We start from the raw sequence: 19,258 nt of genomic DNA on the forward strand, positions 1-19,258 counted from the left end.
ACCCTGCTGTAATCGAGTGGAACGCTCACCCGTCGGCGGTGTTCAAAGGAGCACGGCCGAGGCGGCGACCACGCTCACGTGGGTAAATGCCGGCACCCCTCGGCAAGAAGGAGAAACGATGGCTGTGTCAAACCAAACGCCTGCCGTGCGCAGTGCGCCGCCCGGATTCGAACGTATCCTGCTGCGACGACTTCCCGCCGCCGGGTTGTTCGGCTCCGTCGTCGCAGCCATCCCGTCACTTTTCACACGGCTGCTCGCCTGGACCGGCCTCGACACCGACGCCACGACGCGCATCCTCACCGCCGACATCTTCGGCCTGAGCACCCTCCTGTTGCTCTGGGCGACGATCGTGACGCTCGCCACCGGCGCCGTGATCCTGACGGTGATGAAAGGCCCGGCCTATTACGCCGACTCCTATCCGCTGGACGACGCGGACCGCCCCGACGGACCGTGAGCGGGCAGGGGCGTTCCGGAAGCCGCCGCAACCACGCCGGCAGAGCCTCCAGAACGCCTTGCGCAGCGTCACTTCAAGGCGAAGCGGTCGAGGTTCATCACCTTGTTCCAGGCCGCAACGAAGTCGCGTACGAACTTCTCGTGCGCGTCGTCCTGCGCATAAACCTCGGCCAGCGCGCGCAGCTGCGAGTTGGAACCGAAGATCAGGTCCACGCGCGTGCCCGTCCACTTGAGTTCGCCGGTCGTGCGATCACGCCCTTCGAAGCTGTCCCCGGCATCCGAGGTGGGCTTCCAGGTCGTACCCATTTCGAGGAGGTTCACGAAGAAGTCGTTGGTCAGGGTCTGCGGCCGTTGCGTGAACACACCGTGCTGCGCGTGATCCACGTTGGCGCCCAGCACGCGCAGGCCACCGACCAGCACCGTCATTTCGGGCGCACTCAGGGTCAGGAGCTGTGCCCTGTCCACCAGCATGCCCTCCGCGGACACGCTGTAGGCCTGCTTCTGGTAGTTTCGGAAACCATCGGCCAGGGGTTCCATGACGGCGAACGACGCTACGTCGGTCTGCGCTTGCGCAGCGTCGGCGCGGCCCGCGGTGAACGGCACCGCTACCGCATGACCGCCCGCCTTGGCCGCCGCTTCGACCGCGGCGCAGCCGCCCAGCACGATCAGGTCGGCGATCGAGACTTTCTTGCCACCCGTCTGTGCACTGTTGAAGGCTTGCTGGATTCCCTCCAGCATGGCCAGCACCTTGGCCAGCTGCGCCGGCTGGTTGGCTTCCCAGTCCTTTTGCGGCGCCAGGCGGATGCGTGCACCGTTGGCTCCGCCGCGCTTGTCCGACCCCCGGAAAGTGGACGCCGAGGCCCAGGCGGTGGCAACCAATTCGGCGATCGACAGGCCCGAGGCCAGAACCCTCGCCTTGAGTTCGGCGATGTCCGTGGCGTCGATCAGGGGATGATCGACGGCGGGGATCGGGTCCTGCCAGATCAGGTCTTCGGCCGGCACTTCGGGGCCGAGGTAAAGCACCTTCGGCCCCATGTCGCGGTGGGTGAGCTTGAACCAGGCGCGGGCAAACGCGTCGGCGAACGCCTGGGGATCCTGATGGAAACGGCGCGAAATGGGTTCGTAGATCGGGTCGAAGCGCAGCGACAAATCGGCCGTGGTCATCATCGGCGGGTGTTTTTTCGACGGGTCGTGGGCGTCGGGAATCATGTGTTCCGGCTTGACGTTCTGCGCCACCCACTGGTGGGCGCCGGCCGGGCTCTTGGTCAGCGCCCACTCGTAGCCGAAAAGCATGTCGAAATAGCCGTTGTCCCACTTGGTCGGGTTGGGCTTCCACGCGCCCTCGATGCCGCTGGTGGTGGTGTCCCCGCCCTTGCCTGACCCGAAACGGTTGATCCAGCCCAGACCCTGCGCTTCGATGGGGGCGCCCTCGGGCTCAGCGCCGACGAGTGCCGGGTCGCCAGCGCCGTGGGCTTTGCCGAAGGTGTGACCGCCGGCAACGAGCGCCACGGTCTCTTCATCGTTCATCGCCATGCGGGCGAAGGTTTCGCGCACGTCACGGCCCGAGGCCACGGGGTCGGGGTTGCCGTTCGGGCCTTCGGGGTTCACGTAGATCAGGCCCATCTGCACGGCGGCCAGCGGGTTCTCCAGCTCGCGCTCACCGCTATAGCGCTTGTCACCGAGCCAGGTGTCTTCGTTGCCCCAGTAGATGTCCTCTTCCGGCTGCCAGATGTCCGCGCGGCCGCCGCCGAAACCGAAGGTCTTGAAACCCATCGATTCCAGCGCGCAGTTGCCGGCCAGGATCACCAGGTCGGCCCAGGAAATCCTGTTGCCGTACTTCTGCTTGATCGGCCAGAGCAGGCGGCGTGCCTTGTCCAGGTTGCCGTTGTCGGGCCAGCTGTTGAGCGGCGCAAAACGCTGGTTCCCCGTGCCGCCGCCGCCACGTCCGTCAGCCGTGCGGTAGGTGCCGGCGCTGTGCCAGGCCATGCGGATGAACAGGCCGCCATAGTGGCCCCAGTCAGCCGGCCACCAGTCCTGTGAGCTGGTCATCAGCGCATGCAGATCCTGCTTCAGCGCGGCCAGGTCGAGTTTCCTGAATTCTGCAGCGTAGTCGAAGTCGGCGCCCAAGGGGCTGGAGGCCGGCGCGTGCTGGTGCAGCATGTTCAGGTTCAACTGGTTCGGCCACCAGTCGCGATTCGACCGGGCAGCTGTGCGAGCCCCATGCATGCTGGAAAATGGGCACTGATTTTCGTTGCTCATGGATGACCCCTCCTATCAAAGGTGAACCGGGTATTCCCGATACTCACGTTAGCCGTGATGGATTCCTGTTTCTATCGATTTAAATCCATGGCAACGATAGCTTGTTTTTATCAAGCCAGGATATCTATCCCGACGGTATAGCTAACGGAAGTGTCCAGCCCGAGAAACGACCTGCGAGTAAAGTGCGAAGAGGCCCGAGCCGTGTCGCCCTTCACCCACCTGACCCCTCTTTCAAACGCTTCTGCGACTTTTTTTCACATGGACTTTCCGCTCGTCTCGCAATCGAGTCTCACATGTACAAATTTTCGTCATATATCGACACGAAAAGATATCATGTCGATTCCGTCGACACATCTCCACGGTCTGTCGATCAACCACAAAACTTTCAACACATGCCGTTCGAACCGACGAAACCTTATAACACTCTGCCTCCACTCCCCCCTCAAGCGGAGATCGAGTCGCGGGCCATCCTGAAGGCTTGCATCGAGGCGCGGGCGGCCGTTGCTGAACTGAAGCAGGCGGGGGAGCTGGTCCCGAATCAGGCCGTATTGATCAACAGTATTCCCCTGCTCGAAGCTCAGGCCAGCTCGGCCATCGAGAACATCGTCACCACAACGGACCGCCTGTTCCAGTTTGCGGACGACCGCGAGGCGCTGGCCGACCCTGCGACCAAAGAAGCCCTCCGCTACCGAACCGCACTGCGCGAGGGCGTCGAGTCGCTGTCCAAACACCCCCTCACCACCCGAACGGCAGTGGAGATTTGCCGCACGATCAAGGGTGTTGATATGGACGTCCGTCGCACCCCCGGCACCGCACTCCTGAACGACCGCACCGGCGGGGTCATCTACACCCCACCAGAAGGTGAGGCGCTCATCCGCGACAAGCTCGCCAACTGGGAACACTTCCTGCACGAGGCGGACGACATCGACCCGCTCGTGCGCATGGCCATCGGCCACTACCAGTTCGAGGCAATCCACCCTTTCACCGACGGCAACGGTCGTACCGGGAGAGTGCTGAACCTGCTCTACCTGGTCGACAAGGGGCTGCTGGATATCCCTGTGCTGTACCTGTCCAAGGCGATCATCGAGGCAAAGCAGGACTACTACCGCCTGCTCCTCGACGTAAGCCGGGAGGGCGCCTGGGAACCCTGGCTCCTGTTCATGCTGGAGGCCGTTCGGAGCACTGCGCACTGGACCACCTCTCGAATCAAGGCGATTCGTGCCTTGATCGACGACACCGCGAACAGAATGCGGAGAGATGCGCCGGGCATTTATTCCCGCGAGCTGACCGAACTGATCTTCACGCAGCCCTACTGCCGTATCGCCAACCTGGTTGATGCCGGAATCGCACAGCGGCAGACGGCATCCATCTATCTGAAACAGCTGGCCGATATCGGCTTGCTAAAGGAAGTGAAGGCAGGACGAGAGAAGCTATTCATCAACCCCCAGCTCCTCCAGACACTTCGCACCGCCCGATGAAGGAAGAAAAAAGGGGTCCGACGCATTTAAATGCCCCCTTTCATTTCATTCTTTCATTTCGCCCGGTCGGCGCCGGTACCACCGGCGTGCATGACCAGCCCACCGTGCTCGCGGACCACCGGCATCGCGAAGTCGAAACGGTCGACTGCCGCGCACAGGTCCAGATCAGAGGGTGGCAGCGCCGGATCGGTGCCCGCGGCGAAGCGGCGGCCGAAGTCGGAATCGCGCACCCGCTGCGACAGCGCCGCGCGGTCGACGGGCTGGCTGAGCAATCCGGCGGCGAGATAATCGGCGCAGGCAATGTCCTCGTCGCCGTCGCGGTCGATCCATTCCCCCGTGGTGATCAGCGCCACCCGCCGCGGCTCGATGGCCTGCAAGGCCCGCAGCGTCGCCCCGGCGCAGACCAGGCTGGCGGCGAATAGCCGGGGGGCGTCACGAAACCGGATCAACGCCTGGACCCCGGCGGCGGTGGACAAGATCACCGGCCGTCCGGCAAACGACCGCGTCGGCATACTCGAAGGGGAATTCCCCAGGTCGAAGCCGGGCATCGGACGCCCGCCGGGGAGAGCCCCCATGGTGAGTGCCTGGGGCATCCGCTCCAGCAGGTAAGCGGCCTCTGCCGCCGTCGCCACCGGATGGATTTTTGACGCCCCGGCGGCAAAGGCGTAGGCCGCCGTCGAGAACGAGCGCAGCACGTCAATCGCGACAACGGTGTCGAAATCGTGCGGGTCCTGCATGAGGCCGAACAGGCTGACGCGGGAAATCTGCATCGTCTGATCATACGACAAAGGGTCCGGCGCGCGCATGCGCTGCGGATGCTTCCCGTGCGTGAAAGTCGCGGGCCGTCATCGACCGGGCGCTGCCACGGCCACCCGCTGGCGCGGCATGGTGCATTTCGCTTGAATGTCTTTGGCCACGGGCTATGTTGAATCGACGGCTGTGCAGTGATCCCGCCCCTGCGCAGCAGGGCGCCGGATGACGCAGCGGATGAGCCAGGAGAAGGAGCACAGAACCATGTTCGACAAGGATCGTTTTATCCACGACTGCATGAATGCTGTCGCCGAAGGTCAGGGTGCCATTCGCGAGCTTGTGGCAGAAGCCGTTTCCGACAGTGCGGCAGTGATGTCCGCGCTGGGTGAACCGCAGCATGCAGGACTTACACCGATTTACCGATCGCCCGATCTGACCATCATCAACTTCGTCTGGGCCCCGTGCATGAGTCTGATGCCACACAACCACCAGATGTTTTCGGTTGTCGGCATCTATTCAGGTCGGGAGGACAACGTTTTCTGGAAAAGAACCGGAGCCACCATTGAGGCCGCGGGCGCCAAATCCCTGGGCGTCGGCGACATCGCCACGCTCGGCCGCGACATTATCCATTCCGTGCTTAATCCGATCCAGAAAATGACGTGCGCAATACATGTTTATGGCGGCGATTTTTTTAATCCGGCTGACCCGCGAAGTGCATGGGATCACGAAACATTGATCGAGCAGCCATGGGATGTCGACCGGGTCAAATCCCTGTTTCAGGAAGCCGAGGCACGATTCAACGCCACAAGGAAACCGGACTGATCTGTCAGGGCCTGCGTGTGTTCCGTCAGCAGGCACGTGGCGAATCCGGCCCGCAGTTCGGCCTCGGGCAAACGGCGGCCGATCAGTACGATGCGTGAGCGCCGGACGTCGTCGTCAGCCCATTCGGCGCCGTAGTCGAAGCCGGCAATGCGGTGCACGCCCTGGAAAACGAGTTTGCTCGCTTGCTCCGGAACCGCCAGTACGCCCTTGTAGCGCAGCAGATCGTCGCCGTGGCGGTCGAGCATCTGCTGCACGAAGGCGCCGATGCGATCGAGGTCGACATCGCCCGCATGCTCGAGAAGCAGCGAGCCGATTTCGTCGCCGTGGTTCTTGCGGACGAATGCAGCGCCGATGCCTTTCGCGACCGGGTAGAAGCGTGGGGTCGCGGCGTCGTCGGCGAGGAGGCTTTCATTGAGATTGAAGCCGCGGATATCGAACAGGAAACCGATATCCAGATCGCCGTCGACAAGGTGCCGGATCGGCGCGCGCGGATTGATGCGGGCGATCCGGTCGACGAGCGTGTCGAGGGCATCGGTTGCGACGCCGTCGGACTTCGAGACGAGCAGGCGGTCGGCGAAGCCGATCTGTTTCAGCAACACCGGATGTTCGTCGAGCTGACGCGGCGCGTGCACCGCGTCGACAACCGTCAGCACCGCGTCGAGCAGATAGCTTTGAGCCAGTTCCGGTTCGGCGAAGAAGGTCTGGATGACCGGACCGGGATCGGCGAGACCGGTCGTCTCGATGACGATGCGGTCGAACACGAGTTCGCCTTTTTCGCGCCGCGCTTTCAGGTCGATGAGGTTCTTCGCGAGGTCGCCGCGCACGGTGCAGCACAGACAGCCGTTCGTCATCTCGACGACTTCGGCGCTTTGCTGCACCAGCAGTTCGCTGTCGATATTCACCGGCCCGAACTCGTTCTCGATGACGGCGATGCGTTGGCCGTGGCCAGTCGTCAGGATGCGGTTCAGCAGCGTCGTCTTGCCGGCGCCGAGAAATCCGGTGAGCACCGTCACCGGGATCGGTGCATTGCTGGCGTTTTCCATGGTCGATGATTGCTCCATCGTGGTGCCCTCAGCAGCAGCGGCCGGTGCCGCCGCCGTAGCGCGCTTCCTGCCGCTCGCGGAAGAATTCCTCGTAGCTCATCACCGGCCGGTCCGGATGCGTCGCCTTCACGTGCGCGACGTAGGTGTCGTAGTCGGGCAGGCCCACCATCAGGCGGGCGGCCTGCCCGAGATACTTGCCGAGCTTGGAGAGGTCGTTGAACACCGCCTTATTACGCCGCGGCGCCCTGCGAGGCCGTGCCCGTTGCGCCGACTTCCTGTGCAGTCGGATGCGCCACACGGTAGGCTCGGTAGCAGCAGCGTGTGCCGTAGGCGAGGATGCTCAGGACGACCAGCATGAAGAACATGGACAGCCCGGCATCGATCTGATTGTTGAGAATGATCTGATGCATCTGGTCGAGGTTCTTGGCCGGTGCGAGCAGTTCGCCGCGCGCCAGGGCGTCCTGGAAGCGCGATGCCTGGGCGAGGAAGCCGATCTTCGGATTCGCGTGGAAAACCTTCTGCCACCCGGCCGTCAGGGTGCAGGCAAGCAGCCAGACCATCGGCACGAGCGTGACCCACGCGAAGCGCTCGCGCTTCATCTTGAACAGCACGACCGTCGACAGGATCAGCGCCACCGCGGCGAGCATCTGGTTCGAGATGCCGAACAGCGGCCACAGGGTGTTGATGCCGCCGAGCGGATCGACGACGCCCTGATACAGGAAGTAACCCCAGGTGGCGACGCACAGCGCGGTGGCGACCGCATTGCCGACCCACGAGTCGGTGCGCTTCATCGCCGGCACGAAGGTGCCGAGCAGGTCCTGCAGCATGAAGCGGCCCGCGCGGGTGCCGGCATCGACGGCGGTGAGGATGAACAGCGCCTCGAAAAGGATCGCGAAGTGGTACCAGAAACCCATCATCGCGGTGCCGCCGGACATCACCGAGAAGATCTGCGCCATGCCGACTGCGAGCGTCGGTGCGCCGCCGGTGCGGGCGATGATCGTGTGTTCGCCGACCGCACTGGCGGTGCCGGTGAGCATCTCGGGCGTCACGACGAAGCCCCAGCTGGAGATGACCTGCGCAGCGCTCTCGGCGGTCGGTCCGAGGACAGCGAGCGGGCTGTTCATCGCGAAGTACACGCCCGGATCGATGATCGATGCGGCAACCAGCGCCATGATCGCGACGAACGACTCCATCAGCATGCCGCCGTAACCGATCAGGCGCGCGTGCGATTCGTTCTCGATCATCTTCGGCGTGGTGCCGGACGAGATCAGGGCATGGAAGCCGGATACGGCGCCGCACGCGATCGTGATGAACAGGAAGGGGAACAGGCTGCCGGACCACACCGGGCCGGTGCCGTCGATGAAGCGCGTAACCGCGGGCATCTTCAGGTCGGGCGCGACGAACAGGATGCCGAGCGCCAGCGCCAGGATCGCGCCGATCTTCAGGAAGGTCGACAGGTAGTCGCGCGGCGCGAGCAGCAGCCACACCGGCAGCACCGACGCGATGAAGCCGTAGCCGATGAGCATCCACGTGAGCTGCTTGCCGTCGAACGTGAACAGCGGCGCCCAGGTTTCGCTTGCGGCAATCTGTCCGCCGCCGACGATCGCCGCCATCAGCAGCACGAAGCCGATGACCGAGATCTCGCCGATCCGCCCGGGGCGGATGTAGCGCGAGTAGAGGCCCATGAAGACCGCGATCGGAATCGTCGCCGCGACGGTGAAGGTGCCCCACGGGCTTTCGGCGAGCGCCTTGACGACGATCAGCGCGAGCACGGCGAGGATGATCACCATGATCATGAAGGTGCCGAACAGCGCGATGACGCCGGGGACGGGGCCGAGTTCGGACTTGATCAGGTCGCCGAGCGAGCGGCCGTCGCGTCGCGTGGACACGAACAGGACCAGGAAGTCTTGCACCGCGCCGGCGATCACGACACCCGCGAGAATCCAGAGCATCCCGGGCAGGTAGCCCATCTGCGCGGCGAGCACCGGACCGACGAGCGGGCCGGCACCGGCGATGGCCGCGAAGTGGTGGCCGAACAGTACGTATTTGTTCGTCGGCACGTAGTCGAGGCCGTCATTGTGCCGGTAGGCTGGCGTCATGCGGTTCGGGTCGAGCGACATCACCCGGTTCGCGATGAACAGGCTGTAGTAGCGGTAGGCGATCAGGTAAACGGAAACCGCGGCGACTACGATCCACAGGGCGTTGATCGTTTCCCCACGGTTCAGCGCGATATATGCGAGCGCGAATGCGCCGAGGACACCCACAAGCGCCCACAGCGCATGTCTTGAAAGACTGGCCATTTATACTCCTCCTCTCTCCGGATAGGCCGTTGATACGGGCTCTGGTCTCACCGGAAACGGTCCGGGCCCCGGCACCCCTGTGCCGAAGATCACGCGCCACTTTCGCGGGAAACCGCGCGCGGAACCATTCGCACTACTACTTTTCGGGACTGCGTAGTACTACTCAGAGCGGCCGGGCCGGTGCGCAAGGCCACTACAATCGCGGGGCGGATTTACGGGGAGCACGGCGTGCGTCTGAAACACAAGGTCATTGTTCTTGCCGTCCTGCCGCTGATCGCGGCTGTTTCGGCAATCGCAATTCTCGTCGCGATGCAGGCGCGCGACCTGGAGCGGCAGCAGGAGGTCGTCCTGAAGGAGGCGATGCTGGCCGCCAAGAGGTCGGAACTCCAGCACTACGTCCAGCTCGCGCAGACTTCGATCGACCATCTGTACTCGTCGGGCCGCAACGACGAAACGACCAAGACTGAGGCGAAGCGCATCCTCAGCGAGATGAACTACGGCGACGACGGCTATTTCTTCGCCTACGACATCAGCGGCCTCAACGTCGTCCATCCGCGCCAGACCGAACTCGTCGGCCGCAACCTGTGGGATCGCAAGGATTCGGAAGGCCTGCCGGTGATCCAGCGGCTGATCGCGGTCGCGGCGTCCGGAGAGGGCTTCCTGCAGTACAAGTGGAATAAGCCATCGACGGGGAAGGAAACCGACAAGCTGGGTTATGTCGTTCAGCTCGATCGCTGGGGCTGGGTGCTGGGCACCGGCATCTACCTCGACGACGTCGAAACCGTTCGCACCACGCTGCGCGACCGCATGTCATCGCGAATCGCCGGCACCGTCGTCGGATTCACCGGTGTGGCGATCATTGCCGCGTTGATCGTGTTTGCCGGCGGCATGGCGCTCAACATCAGCGAACACCAGCTCGCCGACCGGCGGCTGAAGGCGCTGGCGCAGCGCATCGTCACCTCGCACGAGGAGGAGCGCACGCGCGTCGCGCGCGACCTGCACGACGGGCTCAGCCAGTTGCTGGTTTCGGTCAAGTACCACCTCGAACTCGCGAAGGAACGCGCCGTCGCCGGACGCGACGATGTCGCCGAACAGATCGGCAAGGGGCTGGACGGGCTGGGCGTCGCGATTTCGGAGATCCGCAGCATTTCGCACAACCTTCGCCCGTCGCTGCTCGACAACCTCGGCCTGCCGGCTGCCTTGCGCCAGTTGCTCGACGAATTCCGCGTGCGCACCGGCATCGTCGTCGACGCCGATATCGGCAACGTCGACCTGTCCGCGGACGAAGCCGGCGCGACGACGCTGTACCGCATCGCGCAGGAGGCATTGACGAACATCGAGCGTCACGCCGGTGCGCACCGGGTGCACCTTGACCTCGAGGCACGCGACAAGTCGGTGCGGCTGGCAATCACCGACGATGGTTGCGGCTTCGATACCTCGCATATCGACCATCCCCGCAGCGGCGGCATCGGCCTGCGCAACATGCGCGAACGCATCGAGCACCACGGCGGGCAGCTTGCGCTCAGCTCGGAGCCCGGCCATACCGAACTTGCCGCGGTGCTGCCGTGCCCGAATGCCAGGAGACACATATCGTGATCAGCGAAACACCCGATGGCAGCGCGCGGATCCGCCTGTTGCTCGTCGACGATCATCAACTCGTCCGTGACGGCTTGCGGGCGCGGCTGGGCGACATCGGCGACATCGACATCGTCGGCGAGGCCGCGAATGGCCAGCAGGCCCTCGCGGCGGCGGAGTCCCTGCGCCCCGACCTCGCGCTGGTCGATGTCGGCCTTCCCGACATCAACGGCATCGAACTGACTTCGGCGCTCGGCGAGCGTTGCCCGGCGCTGCGCGTGCTGATCCTCAGCATGTACGACAGCCAGGGTTACGTGATGTCGGCGATGCGAGCGGGGGCGCGCGGATATGTGCTCAAGGATGCGCCGTCGACCGAGATCATCGCGGCGATCCGGGCCGTCGCCGCAGGCGGGGTCTATTTCAGCAGTTCGCTGACCGCGGCGCTTTCGGCACCACCGGCCGACACGACGGCGCTGACCGAGCGGGAAAGGGAAGTGCTGATCTTCGTCGCACAAGGCGACAGCAACAAACGCATCGCGCAGAAGCTCGACGTCAGTGTGCGCACCGTCGAGACCCATCGCCTGAACCTGCGCCGCAAGCTCGGCATCGACACTGCGGCGGGGCTCACCAACTATGCGCTGAAACGCGGCTGGATACGGGGCTGAGCGAAGCGATACCGTGCCCCGAAAGGCGGACTACCGCGTCGCTGACTTTCGCGCGCGTGGGGGCGCGCACGCCGGCCCTTGCGGAAGCGCCTGCCGCGCCGCCACCACCGATGGTCGCGAAAAGTCGTGCACCATCACGCCTTCCGTCGGCGGCACTTCGATCATCCACGGTTTCGCCGCCAGCGCGCGGCCGGCATCGGCCCGCCCCGCCGCCCAGCGTTGGCCCACCCGAGCGGGCGCGAATTCGATGTCCTTGGTTTGATCTTCCTTCGGCAGCCGCGGCGCCTCGAGATGGATGACATGGAAAACGCTGCCGCATCCCATGCACGCCAGCGGGATCAGCGGCGAATCCTTGTCATGCTCGGCCAGCGCACGGGCCAGCAAATTGATGGCGTGGCGCATGCGGTGCATTTCGCGCTCCATCTCGATGATGGTGTCGGCACGGCTGGCGAACTGGATCTCCTTTTCACGCCGCAGCACATCGCCCAGCGCGCGCGGCGCCTGGTCCTGCTGCGGCCAAAGAGTGGGAAAAATGCATAGCGAATGGTCGCGCGGCTGGTCGTGCAGAATCCAGTCGAGCGACGTGTTGGAGTAGATGCCCCCATCCCAGTAGTAGCGGCCCCCGATTTCCACCGTCGGAAAGGCCGGGGGCAACGCGCCGCTGGCGAGAATGTGGGCCGGTTGCAGCGTTTCCTGTTTGGAGTCGAAGTAGACCAGCTGCGCACTTTCCACATCCACCGCCCCCACCGACAGGCGCACCGGAGATTGAGCCAGGTAGTCGAAGTCCACCAATTCGGCCAGCGTCTTCGCAAGCAGCTCGACACTATAGAAACTGGCAAGGCCGGGCGCCGCCGGCAAATTGAAGGCGAATGACGGGAAGCTGCGCGGCGCGAAAAATCCCGGTACGCCGAATGTCAGCGTGGCAAGGTTGCGCAGTGTGGCGCCGAACAGGGCTTCCCACACGTCCAGTCCGCCGACGCCTTTGGACATGAGGTGCCAGAATTCGCGTAGCCGGGCCAGCCGGTATTCGGGCGGATTGCCCGCGATCAGCGCCCCGTTGATGGCCCCGATCGAAGTGCCGACCACCCAGTCAGGCTGCCGCCCGGACTCGACCAAGGCCTCGAAGACCCCCGCCTGGTAGGCCCCGAGGGCGCCGCCGCCCTGAAAGACCAGGATGGTGCGGCGCGGTTCGATGACGGTCGTTGTTTTGTGCGCGGCAGGCATGGTCGGGCTCCGTGAGGTCGGCCGGGGTTTCCGGTGAGTCGGGAGACCCCGGTCTCCGCGAGCGCTCGTGGAATTTCCATGCTAGTCCACCTGAACGCTGTCGGCGTGGACGAGCGGCGGGGACGTGAGCGGCGGGGACGGCGATGCGGAAGGTCCATGTCACGCGGCACCTGTGCTACCCGAACGCGGAGACTACGCTGCTAACCACTACCCCCTTTATTACCCTTATTTGAGGGTAATTACCCCTTCTTCGCCCATGCAGCCCCCGGCCCGCGTCCCTGACACTCGACCAGGCCGCAGCAGGTCAGCGAACACCACCGGCGGCGCCAGCGAAGGCCTTTAGGAGAGTTAAACCCCTTCGACTCGCAGACCTGCCCGAATGGCGGCATCGCGTTGCCGCTGATCCGCAGAAATGAAAACATCGGCCTTGAGTGCGACGGCGCTACCGATGTGGATGGCATCCATGCCGCGCAGGACATTGTTTTCCAGGCAGGCAATCGACTGGGCCAGGACTTCGGGCGTGAGGTCGCAAATCGCCGCATCCTCAATGTCGGCCAGCAGCAGCGACTTGAGCTGCCGATACTGGGTGTCGTCGATTTTTCCTTCTCGGCGCAGGCGGCAAAAGGCCGAGACGATCTCCGGCAAGGCGATGCCGGAGAGGCCAATTTCGCTGGCGCGATCGCACCACGCAAGCACGGCCTCGGTGCCGGCTTCACTGACGTAACGTTTAACGAAGGCAGAACTGTCGAAAAAAATGCGCATTCAAGCCTTCCTTACAAGCCGGCGTCGCGCTCTTCGAGAATCATGCGACTGACCGACACGCCATCGAGCACCAGCGGTTGGGCCTTGCGGCGTTTCCATGAAGGAAGTTCGGGAGCGATCGGCACAATGTCGGCAATAGGTTTGCCATTGCGCAGTACGCGCACGGATTCACCCGATTCGACGATGTCGAAGTAGGTCTTGGCGTGATTACGCACTTCGGTGAAAGTGGCTTGTCTCATCGCAGTCTCAAAATGTACAGAATGATGTAATTATGCATGTCCATCCCTGACTTTGCCAGTAGGCAAGCTATTGAGCGTTTCCACGGAAAACGATTCCATGGCGTCGCCCGCGCTGCCAGCGCACCCGTTGTATGCCGGGCTGGAGCCCGGAAGGTCGCTCACCGACGGGTGACCTACCGGGCATTGTTTCGGGCGGAATTTGAGCCTGGCCCATTTTCTCCCGGCGATCGCTGGCCGCCCGCAGCGCCCCCCGAGTTACGCCGACGGCAGCGCATAAGTCACCTTGTTGCCATTCACCTTCACGTAACCACGCTTGACCAGTTCGGAGCACACCACGTCGATGGTCGATGCAGGTAGCGTTTTCCCGAGCTTCGCGTGGAGTGTGCTGTGCAAGGTTGATGCCTTCGCCGGCTTCGACGCCGTCGACGTGACCAGATGCTCCAGTGCAAGCCGCCACAGTTCCTCGAACGATGACTGCGTCGCGGAGGCGCCGGCATGAGCCGGCGCTTTCGCCGGAACTGCCGGTGGTGTCACGACCGCAGCCTGGAAGCAAGGCATCTCCTCGACAGATTCGGAGCGAGCCGCGAACACCTTGCGCGACTTCAGATGCACGATCAGCGGATCGAAACCCGTGTCCTTCGAGATGATGTGAAAGAGCCCCGTCGGATCGGCCGTAGCGAGCCGACCGAGATGAAACGCAAGGTGAAAATCCAGCGCATTGGCCCCGGACGCCTCCAGCAGGACGTACTCGGCGCGCTCGCCGAACGCCTGCATCGCAAGCACCAGGTCGACCGGGAGTTTCGTGTTCTTCGGACCGAGAAAGACGATCACGTGAAAATGCTCGCCCTTCAGCAGATCGAGCGACTTCACGTGAACGTTTTCGAAATCGATCAGGACGTAGTTTGTTCTCAACCTTTCCTCCTGCGCTACTGCGATGCTATTCGACACCGTTGGTCAATCGGAATCGTGGTCTGACCGATTTCCCCTCGACACGATTGGCTGCGCTAACGATACCCAAAGTCATCTGCGATCCCGCTGCAACCTCTCCCAGGCGCGCAGAGCAGCTTCGTCATTGGAAATGCTGGGCGCCTTCCGATACTCATACTCCATCAACCGTTCTGCCTTCTTGCGATCCCCGCCGCAGACGACTATTAGTTTGTCCCATGCGCTAAGTCCATGAAACACTGGCTCGGCAGCAGGGCGCCCACGCATGCTCGGCTCACGGAACACGAAGGCATCACGCTGCCTTCTCGCAGTCCGCCGCTTGTCCAGCAACAGAAGCGATACGACCAACCCCACCATCCCCGCGAACCATTGCCATGCGGGAATAGCGCGCAGGTAGGACCGAATTTGGGCCGGTACTTCAAGTGAAATGAGCGCTTCGGAGACTGGCGCAGAAACAATGCCGCTCGTCGGGCCCGCCGACGGTGAAGCGCCTCCCCGCGTTTCCGCAGTAGTGCCGGGTACCCGACCCGGTGACGAATAGTCCGCTCTCGCAAGCACACCGAATTGCGGAAAGAATGCAGCGGGCGGGTTGCCGACATAGAACTGGAAGGGCAGCGACTCCATGCCCAGTTCGTCGCCGTTCCTGACGACTTTCTGCACCGCAAAATGCAGGTGCGGCCCCGACGAATAGCCCGTCGATCCGACCAGCCCGATCTGCTCGCCCACCCGCACACGCTGCCCCGGATAGACGTAGACACCCCCGTGCGCCAGATGCGCATACACGGCAATCGTCCCGTCGGCATGCTGAATGCGCACCTCGTTCGCTTTGTCCAACAGATCGGGGCTCTTCCCGCCGTATTTCTGGTTCGCCTCGGTATAGATTACCGTCCCGTCGCGTGTCGCCAGCACCGGCACATCCTGCGGCATGCCGATATCCACGGCATAGGCACTGCCCGGCGAATGGTGCGTCGTGATCGGCCCTCCCGGCGCCTGCCCGATCCGGTAGGCGCTGCCATCCCGAAAGGGAAGGCGATACAGCGCGTCGGGACTCTGGCGCGCGTTCAAGTCCCCCAACATCCACGAGCTTTGATACCGGAACGAATAGCCGACACCGGACATGGTGCGCTTGAAGCGCCCGAGGTACAGCACGCCCCCATTCGGCGGCACGACCGCAAAAACCGGAAACCTTCGATCCGGTGTCGCATAGACCGAGTACAGCAACGCAACCTTCACCGAAACGGGCGCCGGCCCGTTGTTCCGCGCGACGATGCGGTGCCCGTCGCCTTCCGGTTCGCTCTCGACCGTGAAGGGGTAATTGTCGTTCTGCCCGGCGAAGCAGGGGGCGACGAGCAGCAATGACAGCAGCAGAACCAGCGGTCGGATGAACATGACGCATGCAGGGCTTCAAGGTATGCTCGAATGATACCGTGCAGTGCCTGACGTCATGTGCGGCACATGTCATACAGCAAGCAACGCGGCGGATCGCAGGCAGCCCGGCATGCGTCCGTGTCATAAGGAATGCCCACGCCCATGACCGCACTTCCCGACGGCATCTACGATCTTCTCCTCGACCAGCGAATCCGCGACATGGCGCTGCAACTGCGCGACGCGGGTCAGGCGGATCTAGAGCACCTCACCGGCAACGCGCGGCGCCGGCGCCTGATCGAAGCGATCGCGCGGCTGCTTCCCGAATTGCTCGAGCAGGCGAGCGATGCGGAGAATGACGCGGCGCGGGAGCAGCGGGAACTCGCACTGATCAACGGCCTGCTCGGCCAGCTGCGCCAAGGCGGCGCCGAGGCCGGCGACTGGAGCGCGCCGGTCCTGGCACTGCGCGCCATTTATCGCGGCAACGCGCGTCCGGCGCAGCCCCCTACCGGATTGCTCGCGCCCTGGCTATTCACCGCCGGACGTGCCGATCCATCGCTTTTCGCCGAACTCCGCGCCGAGCTCGGCTCGGCCGACCGCGTCGATATCGTCGTCAGCTTCATCACCTGGAGCGGACTGCGAAAACTCCTCGACGTCCTCGAATCGATCACTGCGATCGGCGGGGATGGCCAGCCGCGAACCCGCCTGCGGATCATCACTACCACCTACACCGGCGCCACCGAAGCACGCGCAGTCGAGACGCTCGCTGCCTTACCGGGGGTTGATCTGCGGATTTCTCTGGACGGCCGGCGCAGTCGCCTCCACGCCAAGGCCTGGCTATTTCATCGCGACACAGGATTCGGCACGGCTTTCGTCGGCAGCGCCAATTTGTCCGCAGCCGCATTGCTGGGTGGTGTCGAATGGACAGTGAAGTTTACACGGGCCGGACAGACCGATCTTTTCGCCGCCGCCGAGGCGCATTTCGAGACGCTGTGGAACGACCCGGAATTCCAACGCTTCGATCCGCACAATCCGGAACACAGCATCGAACTGCGGCGCGCGCTGCGTCAGGCGAAAGGGACGACGACCGAACTGATCGCCACGCCGACGTGGTTCGACCTGCAACCCAAGGCCTTCCAGCAAGCCATGCTCGACCGCCTTGCCAGCGAACGCCGCCACGGTCGCATGCGGAACCTTGTGGTCGCGGCCACCGGCACCGGCAAGACCGTCGTCGCCGCGTTCGACTACAAACGACTGTGCGAAATGCAGGGCGGCAAACCCCGCCTGCTGTTTGTCGCCCATCGCGTGGAGTTGCTGCGCCAAGCAATCGAGACCTACCGGCAGGTGTTGCGCGCCCCCGCCTTCGGCGAGCTGCTTGCCGACGGGAGCCAACCAGCTTCGGTGGAGCACCTGTTCGCCACCATCATGTCGGTCACCGCGCGCAACCTGCTCGCGAGCCACGGTCCGGATTACTGGAATACCGTGGTGATCGACGAATGCCACCATTTGCCGGCCGGCCAGTTCGACGCCTTCGCGAGCAATATCCGTCCGCGTTTTCTTCTTGGCCTGACCGCGACTCCCGAACGGACCGACGGGAGATCCGTGCTCGGCTACTTCGATGCCCGCCCCGATGGAAGCCCGGCCGTCGAGCTGCGCTTGTGGGATGCCCTGGATCAGCAACTGTTGGCCCCATTCGAGTATTACGCGACGACCGACAGCACGGATCTCACCGGCATCCGCTGGAACCAGCCGGGAGAGCTCGCCCAATTGGGCAATGTCATCAGCGGTAACGATGCACGTGCACGTATCGTTATCAATGCCGTGGCCCAGTATGTGGCCGACCACGACGGCATGCGTGCGATCGCGTTCTGCGTCGATATCGCCCACGCCAATTTCATGGCTGAACGCCTGTCGGCGGCGGGCTTACCGGCGCTGGCGATCACCAGCGCGACCGCACGCGACGTTCGCGAACATGCGCCTCAACAGCTCGCCGCCGGCACACTGAAGGTGCTCTGCACCGTCGATCTCTACAACGAAGGCGTGGACATCCCGGAAGCCAACACCCTGTTGCTGTTGCGCCCGACCCAGAGCCCGGTGGTGTTCCAGCAGCAACTCGGGCGCGGCCTGCGCCTGACCGCCGGTAAGGACAGCTGCCTGGTGCTCGATTTCGTCGGGCGGCTGCAAACTGATTTCCGTTTCGACCTGCTCTACCGTGCGATCACCGGCCTGAACCGCCAGCAACTGATCGAAGCAGTTGAGCAAGGTTTCACGACGCTCCCACCCGGCTGCCACATCCAGTTCGACCGTGTTGCCCGCGAGCGCGTGCTGGACGGCCTCCGCCAGATCAGCAACCAGAGCTGGCGACGCCTCACCGCGGAGTTGCGCTATTACGCGACGACGCGCCGCGGCCAACCGCTAACGCTCGCTGATTTCACCCGCGACCAGTGCCTGGAGCTCGAAGACATCTACGACGGCAAGGCCGGGTGGACCGCACTTTGTCGCGCGGCCGGTCTCGAACAGGCTCCGCTGGATCCCGATGAGGACTACCTTGGCAAGCACCTCGGCGCGCTACTGCACGTCGACGACCCGGAGCACTTGCGAATCACCCGGCTGGTCGCGGAACAACCCAATGCGCTGCTCCCGCGACTGTCACCCACCGAGCATCGGCGCGCGCAGATGCTTGCCTACCAGATCTTTAGCGACCGCAACGCGCTGATGGACGTCCCCACCTTCCTCGCGCGCATGACGGCAAACCCGATCCTGTGCCGGGTGTCAAGGGCAACCGAATTTTCCCCAGTGCGGTCATTCAAATTTCCCCACCCGGTTGAGATTCATCGTCGAATGACCGGACGAGGCCGGATTTGAGTTTTTCCTTGAGGCGATAGGAGTTGCCCCGGATATTCAGCGTCACGGCGTGATGCAGGAGGCGGTCGAGGATCGCGGTGGCGATGACGCGATCGCCGAACACCTCGCCCCAGGCGCCGAAGCTTTGGTTGCTGGTCAGGATCATCGGGCCGCGCTCGTAGCGCCGGCTGATCAGCTGGAAGAAGAGATTGGCGCCGACACGTTCGATCGGTAGATAGCCGATTTCGTCGATGATCAGCAGGCGCGGCGTGGTGTAGAGCTTGAGCTTCTCGTCGAGCCGGCCTTCGGCGAGCGCCTTGGTGAGCGTCGCGATCAGCTGCGCGGCCGAGGTGAACAGCACCCGATACCCGGCCTCGATCGCCTTGATGCCGAGCGAGACCGCCAGATGATCTCGTACCGACTGTCAAGCAGGAGAAGGCGCGATTTCAACGTGGCGGCGTCGGGCTCGTCGGATTTCCTCTGGAACTGTGAATTGGTCACGAACGATCCGTTTGGCCTCGGCGACGCTGATTT

General features: G+C 63.7%; 16 protein-coding genes and 1 pseudogene. 6 read left to right on the forward strand and 11 right to left on the reverse strand.

Features of this window, described 5'->3' with window-relative positions; translation table 11 throughout:
* The first annotated feature begins 118 nt into the window (after positions 1 to 118).
* Positions 119 to 454, forward strand: a complete 336-nt coding sequence (locus GPA25_RS08200; RefSeq protein ID WP_169259884.1) for a hypothetical protein — start codon at positions 119 to 121, stop codon at positions 452 to 454.
* A 68-nt stretch (positions 455 to 522) separates the two neighbouring features.
* Here the strand turns inward: GPA25_RS08200 and katG are convergent, their stop codons facing one another.
* Positions 523 to 2,712 carry a catalase/peroxidase HPI gene (gene katG, locus GPA25_RS08205; RefSeq protein ID WP_169259885.1) on the reverse strand — a complete coding sequence of 730 codons (2,190 nt, stop codon included), beginning with the start codon at positions 2,710 to 2,712 and terminating at the stop codon, positions 523 to 525.
* Between the two features lie 293 nt (positions 2,713 to 3,005).
* Here katG and fic point away from each other — a divergent pair, with 293 nt between their 5' ends.
* Positions 3,006 to 4,190 carry a protein adenylyltransferase Fic gene (gene fic / locus GPA25_RS08210; RefSeq protein WP_281357694.1) on the forward strand — a complete coding sequence of 395 codons (1,185 nt, stop codon included), beginning with the start codon at positions 3,006 to 3,008 and terminating at the stop codon, positions 4,188 to 4,190.
* 53 nt (positions 4,191 to 4,243) lie between these two features.
* Here the strand turns inward: fic and GPA25_RS08215 are convergent, their stop codons facing one another.
* Positions 4,244 to 4,960 carry a 2-phosphosulfolactate phosphatase gene (locus GPA25_RS08215; protein ID WP_169259886.1) on the reverse strand — a complete coding sequence of 239 codons (717 nt, stop codon included), beginning with the start codon at positions 4,958 to 4,960 and terminating at the stop codon, positions 4,244 to 4,246.
* Positions 4,961 to 5,204: 244 nt separating this feature from the next.
* Between GPA25_RS08215 and GPA25_RS08220 the strand changes: the two genes are divergently transcribed.
* Positions 5,205 to 5,762, forward strand: a complete 558-nt coding sequence (locus GPA25_RS08220) for a hypothetical protein (protein WP_169259887.1) — start codon at positions 5,205 to 5,207, stop codon at positions 5,760 to 5,762.
* On the opposite strand, the gene GPA25_RS08225 is transcribed toward GPA25_RS08220, so the two are convergent.
* The 3 genes from GPA25_RS08225 to GPA25_RS08235 are packed head-to-tail and all read right to left on the reverse strand — an operon-like array spanning position 5,717 to position 9,105.
* The gene (locus GPA25_RS08225) at positions 5,717 to 6,805 is read right to left on the reverse strand and encodes a CobW family GTP-binding protein (protein WP_169259888.1); all 1,089 of its coding nucleotides are present in this window, start codon (positions 6,803 to 6,805) and stop codon (positions 5,717 to 5,719) included. The genes GPA25_RS08220 and GPA25_RS08225 overlap by 46 nt on opposite strands.
* 28 nt (positions 6,806 to 6,833) lie before the next feature.
* Positions 6,834 to 7,028, reverse strand: coding sequence for a CstA-like transporter-associated (seleno)protein (locus tag GPA25_RS08230; protein ID WP_169259889.1), 195 nt, complete (start codon positions 7,026 to 7,028; stop codon positions 6,834 to 6,836).
* Positions 7,029 to 7,035: 7 nt separating this feature from the next.
* On the reverse strand, positions 7,036 to 9,105 hold the full coding sequence (locus tag GPA25_RS08235; RefSeq protein WP_169259890.1) for a carbon starvation CstA family protein: 2,070 nt from the start codon (positions 9,103 to 9,105) through the stop codon (positions 7,036 to 7,038).
* Between the two features lie 228 nt (positions 9,106 to 9,333).
* Between GPA25_RS08235 and GPA25_RS08240 the strand changes: the two genes are divergently transcribed.
* Positions 9,334 to 10,701 carry a cache domain-containing protein gene (locus tag GPA25_RS08240; RefSeq protein WP_169259891.1) on the forward strand — a complete coding sequence of 456 codons (1,368 nt, stop codon included), beginning with the start codon at positions 9,334 to 9,336 and terminating at the stop codon, positions 10,699 to 10,701.
* Positions 10,698 to 11,345 carry a response regulator gene (locus tag GPA25_RS08245; RefSeq protein WP_343034877.1) on the forward strand — a complete coding sequence of 216 codons (648 nt, stop codon included), beginning with the start codon at positions 10,698 to 10,700 and terminating at the stop codon, positions 11,343 to 11,345. Before GPA25_RS08240 ends, GPA25_RS08245 begins: the two co-directional genes overlap by 4 nt.
* Before the next feature lie 30 nt (positions 11,346 to 11,375).
* On the opposite strand, the gene GPA25_RS08250 is transcribed toward GPA25_RS08245, so the two are convergent.
* The 5 genes from GPA25_RS08250 to GPA25_RS08270 all read right to left on the reverse strand — a co-directional run bounded on the left by GPA25_RS08250 (position 11,376) and on the right by GPA25_RS08270 (position 15,904).
* Positions 11,376 to 12,569 carry a patatin-like phospholipase family protein gene (locus GPA25_RS08250; protein ID WP_169259892.1) on the reverse strand — a complete coding sequence of 398 codons (1,194 nt, stop codon included), beginning with the start codon at positions 12,567 to 12,569 and terminating at the stop codon, positions 11,376 to 11,378.
* Between the two features lie 348 nt (positions 12,570 to 12,917).
* Positions 12,918 to 13,331 (reverse strand): type II toxin-antitoxin system VapC family toxin, encoded by a 414-nt coding sequence (locus tag GPA25_RS08255; protein WP_169259893.1) that lies wholly within the window; start codon positions 13,329 to 13,331, stop codon positions 12,918 to 12,920.
* 11 nt (positions 13,332 to 13,342) lie between these two features.
* Complete coding sequence (locus tag GPA25_RS08260) at positions 13,343 to 13,570, reverse strand: type II toxin-antitoxin system Phd/YefM family antitoxin (RefSeq protein WP_169259894.1); 228 nt, start codon at positions 13,568 to 13,570, stop codon at positions 13,343 to 13,345.
* A 255-nt stretch (positions 13,571 to 13,825) separates the two neighbouring features.
* On the reverse strand, positions 13,826 to 14,482 hold the full coding sequence (locus tag GPA25_RS08265) for a PIN domain-containing protein (RefSeq protein WP_169259895.1): 657 nt from the start codon (positions 14,480 to 14,482) through the stop codon (positions 13,826 to 13,828).
* Positions 14,483 to 14,590: 108 nt separating this feature from the next.
* Entirely contained in the window at positions 14,591 to 15,904 is a 1,314-nt protein-coding gene (locus GPA25_RS08270; protein ID WP_169259896.1) for a M23 family metallopeptidase, read from the reverse strand.
* Positions 15,905 to 16,045: 141 nt separating this feature from the next.
* Between GPA25_RS08270 and GPA25_RS08275 the strand changes: the two are divergent.
* A pseudogene (locus tag GPA25_RS08275) lies at positions 16,046 to 18,643 on the forward strand (DEAD/DEAH box helicase family protein); the annotation flags it as partial.
* Between the two features lie 43 nt (positions 18,644 to 18,686).
* On the opposite strand, the gene GPA25_RS08280 reads toward GPA25_RS08275, so the two are convergent.
* Positions 18,687 to 19,085, reverse strand: a complete 399-nt coding sequence (locus tag GPA25_RS08280) for an ATP-binding protein (protein WP_343034878.1) — start codon at positions 19,083 to 19,085, stop codon at positions 18,687 to 18,689.
* Positions 19,086 to 19,258 lie beyond the last annotated feature (173 nt).

The organism is Aromatoleum diolicum (assembly GCF_012910955.1).
Taxonomy (GTDB): Bacteria; Pseudomonadota; Gammaproteobacteria; order Burkholderiales; family Rhodocyclaceae; genus Aromatoleum; species Aromatoleum diolicum.

Bases quoted from the DNA above. Each gene is read 5' to 3' on its own strand.
- GPA25_RS08200 (WP_169259884.1), top strand. From the start codon at position 119: ATGGCTGTGTCAAACCAAACGCCTGCCGTGCGCAGTGCGCCGCCCGGA.
- katG (WP_169259885.1), bottom strand. From the start codon at position 2,712: ATGAGCAACGAAAATCAGTGCCCATTTTCCAGCATGCATGGGGCTCGC.
- fic (WP_281357694.1), top strand. From the start codon at position 3,006: ATGTACAAATTTTCGTCATATATCGACACGAAAAGATATCATGTCGAT.
- GPA25_RS08215 (WP_169259886.1), bottom strand. From the start codon at position 4,960: ATGCAGATTTCCCGCGTCAGCCTGTTCGGCCTCATGCAGGACCCGCAC.
- GPA25_RS08220 (WP_169259887.1), top strand. From the start codon at position 5,205: ATGTTCGACAAGGATCGTTTTATCCACGACTGCATGAATGCTGTCGCC.
- GPA25_RS08225 (WP_169259888.1), bottom strand. From the start codon at position 6,805: ATGGAAAACGCCAGCAATGCACCGATCCCGGTGACGGTGCTCACCGGA.
- GPA25_RS08235 (WP_169259890.1), bottom strand. From the start codon at position 9,105: ATGGCCAGTCTTTCAAGACATGCGCTGTGGGCGCTTGTGGGTGTCCTC.
- GPA25_RS08250 (WP_169259892.1), bottom strand. From the start codon at position 12,569: ATGCCTGCCGCGCACAAAACAACGACCGTCATCGAACCGCGCCGCACC.
- GPA25_RS08255 (WP_169259893.1), bottom strand. From the start codon at position 13,331: ATGCGCATTTTTTTCGACAGTTCTGCCTTCGTTAAACGTTACGTCAGT.
- GPA25_RS08260 (WP_169259894.1), bottom strand. From the start codon at position 13,570: ATGAGACAAGCCACTTTCACCGAAGTGCGTAATCACGCCAAGACCTAC.
- GPA25_RS08270 (WP_169259896.1), bottom strand. From the start codon at position 15,904: ATGTTCATCCGACCGCTGGTTCTGCTGCTGTCATTGCTGCTCGTCGCC.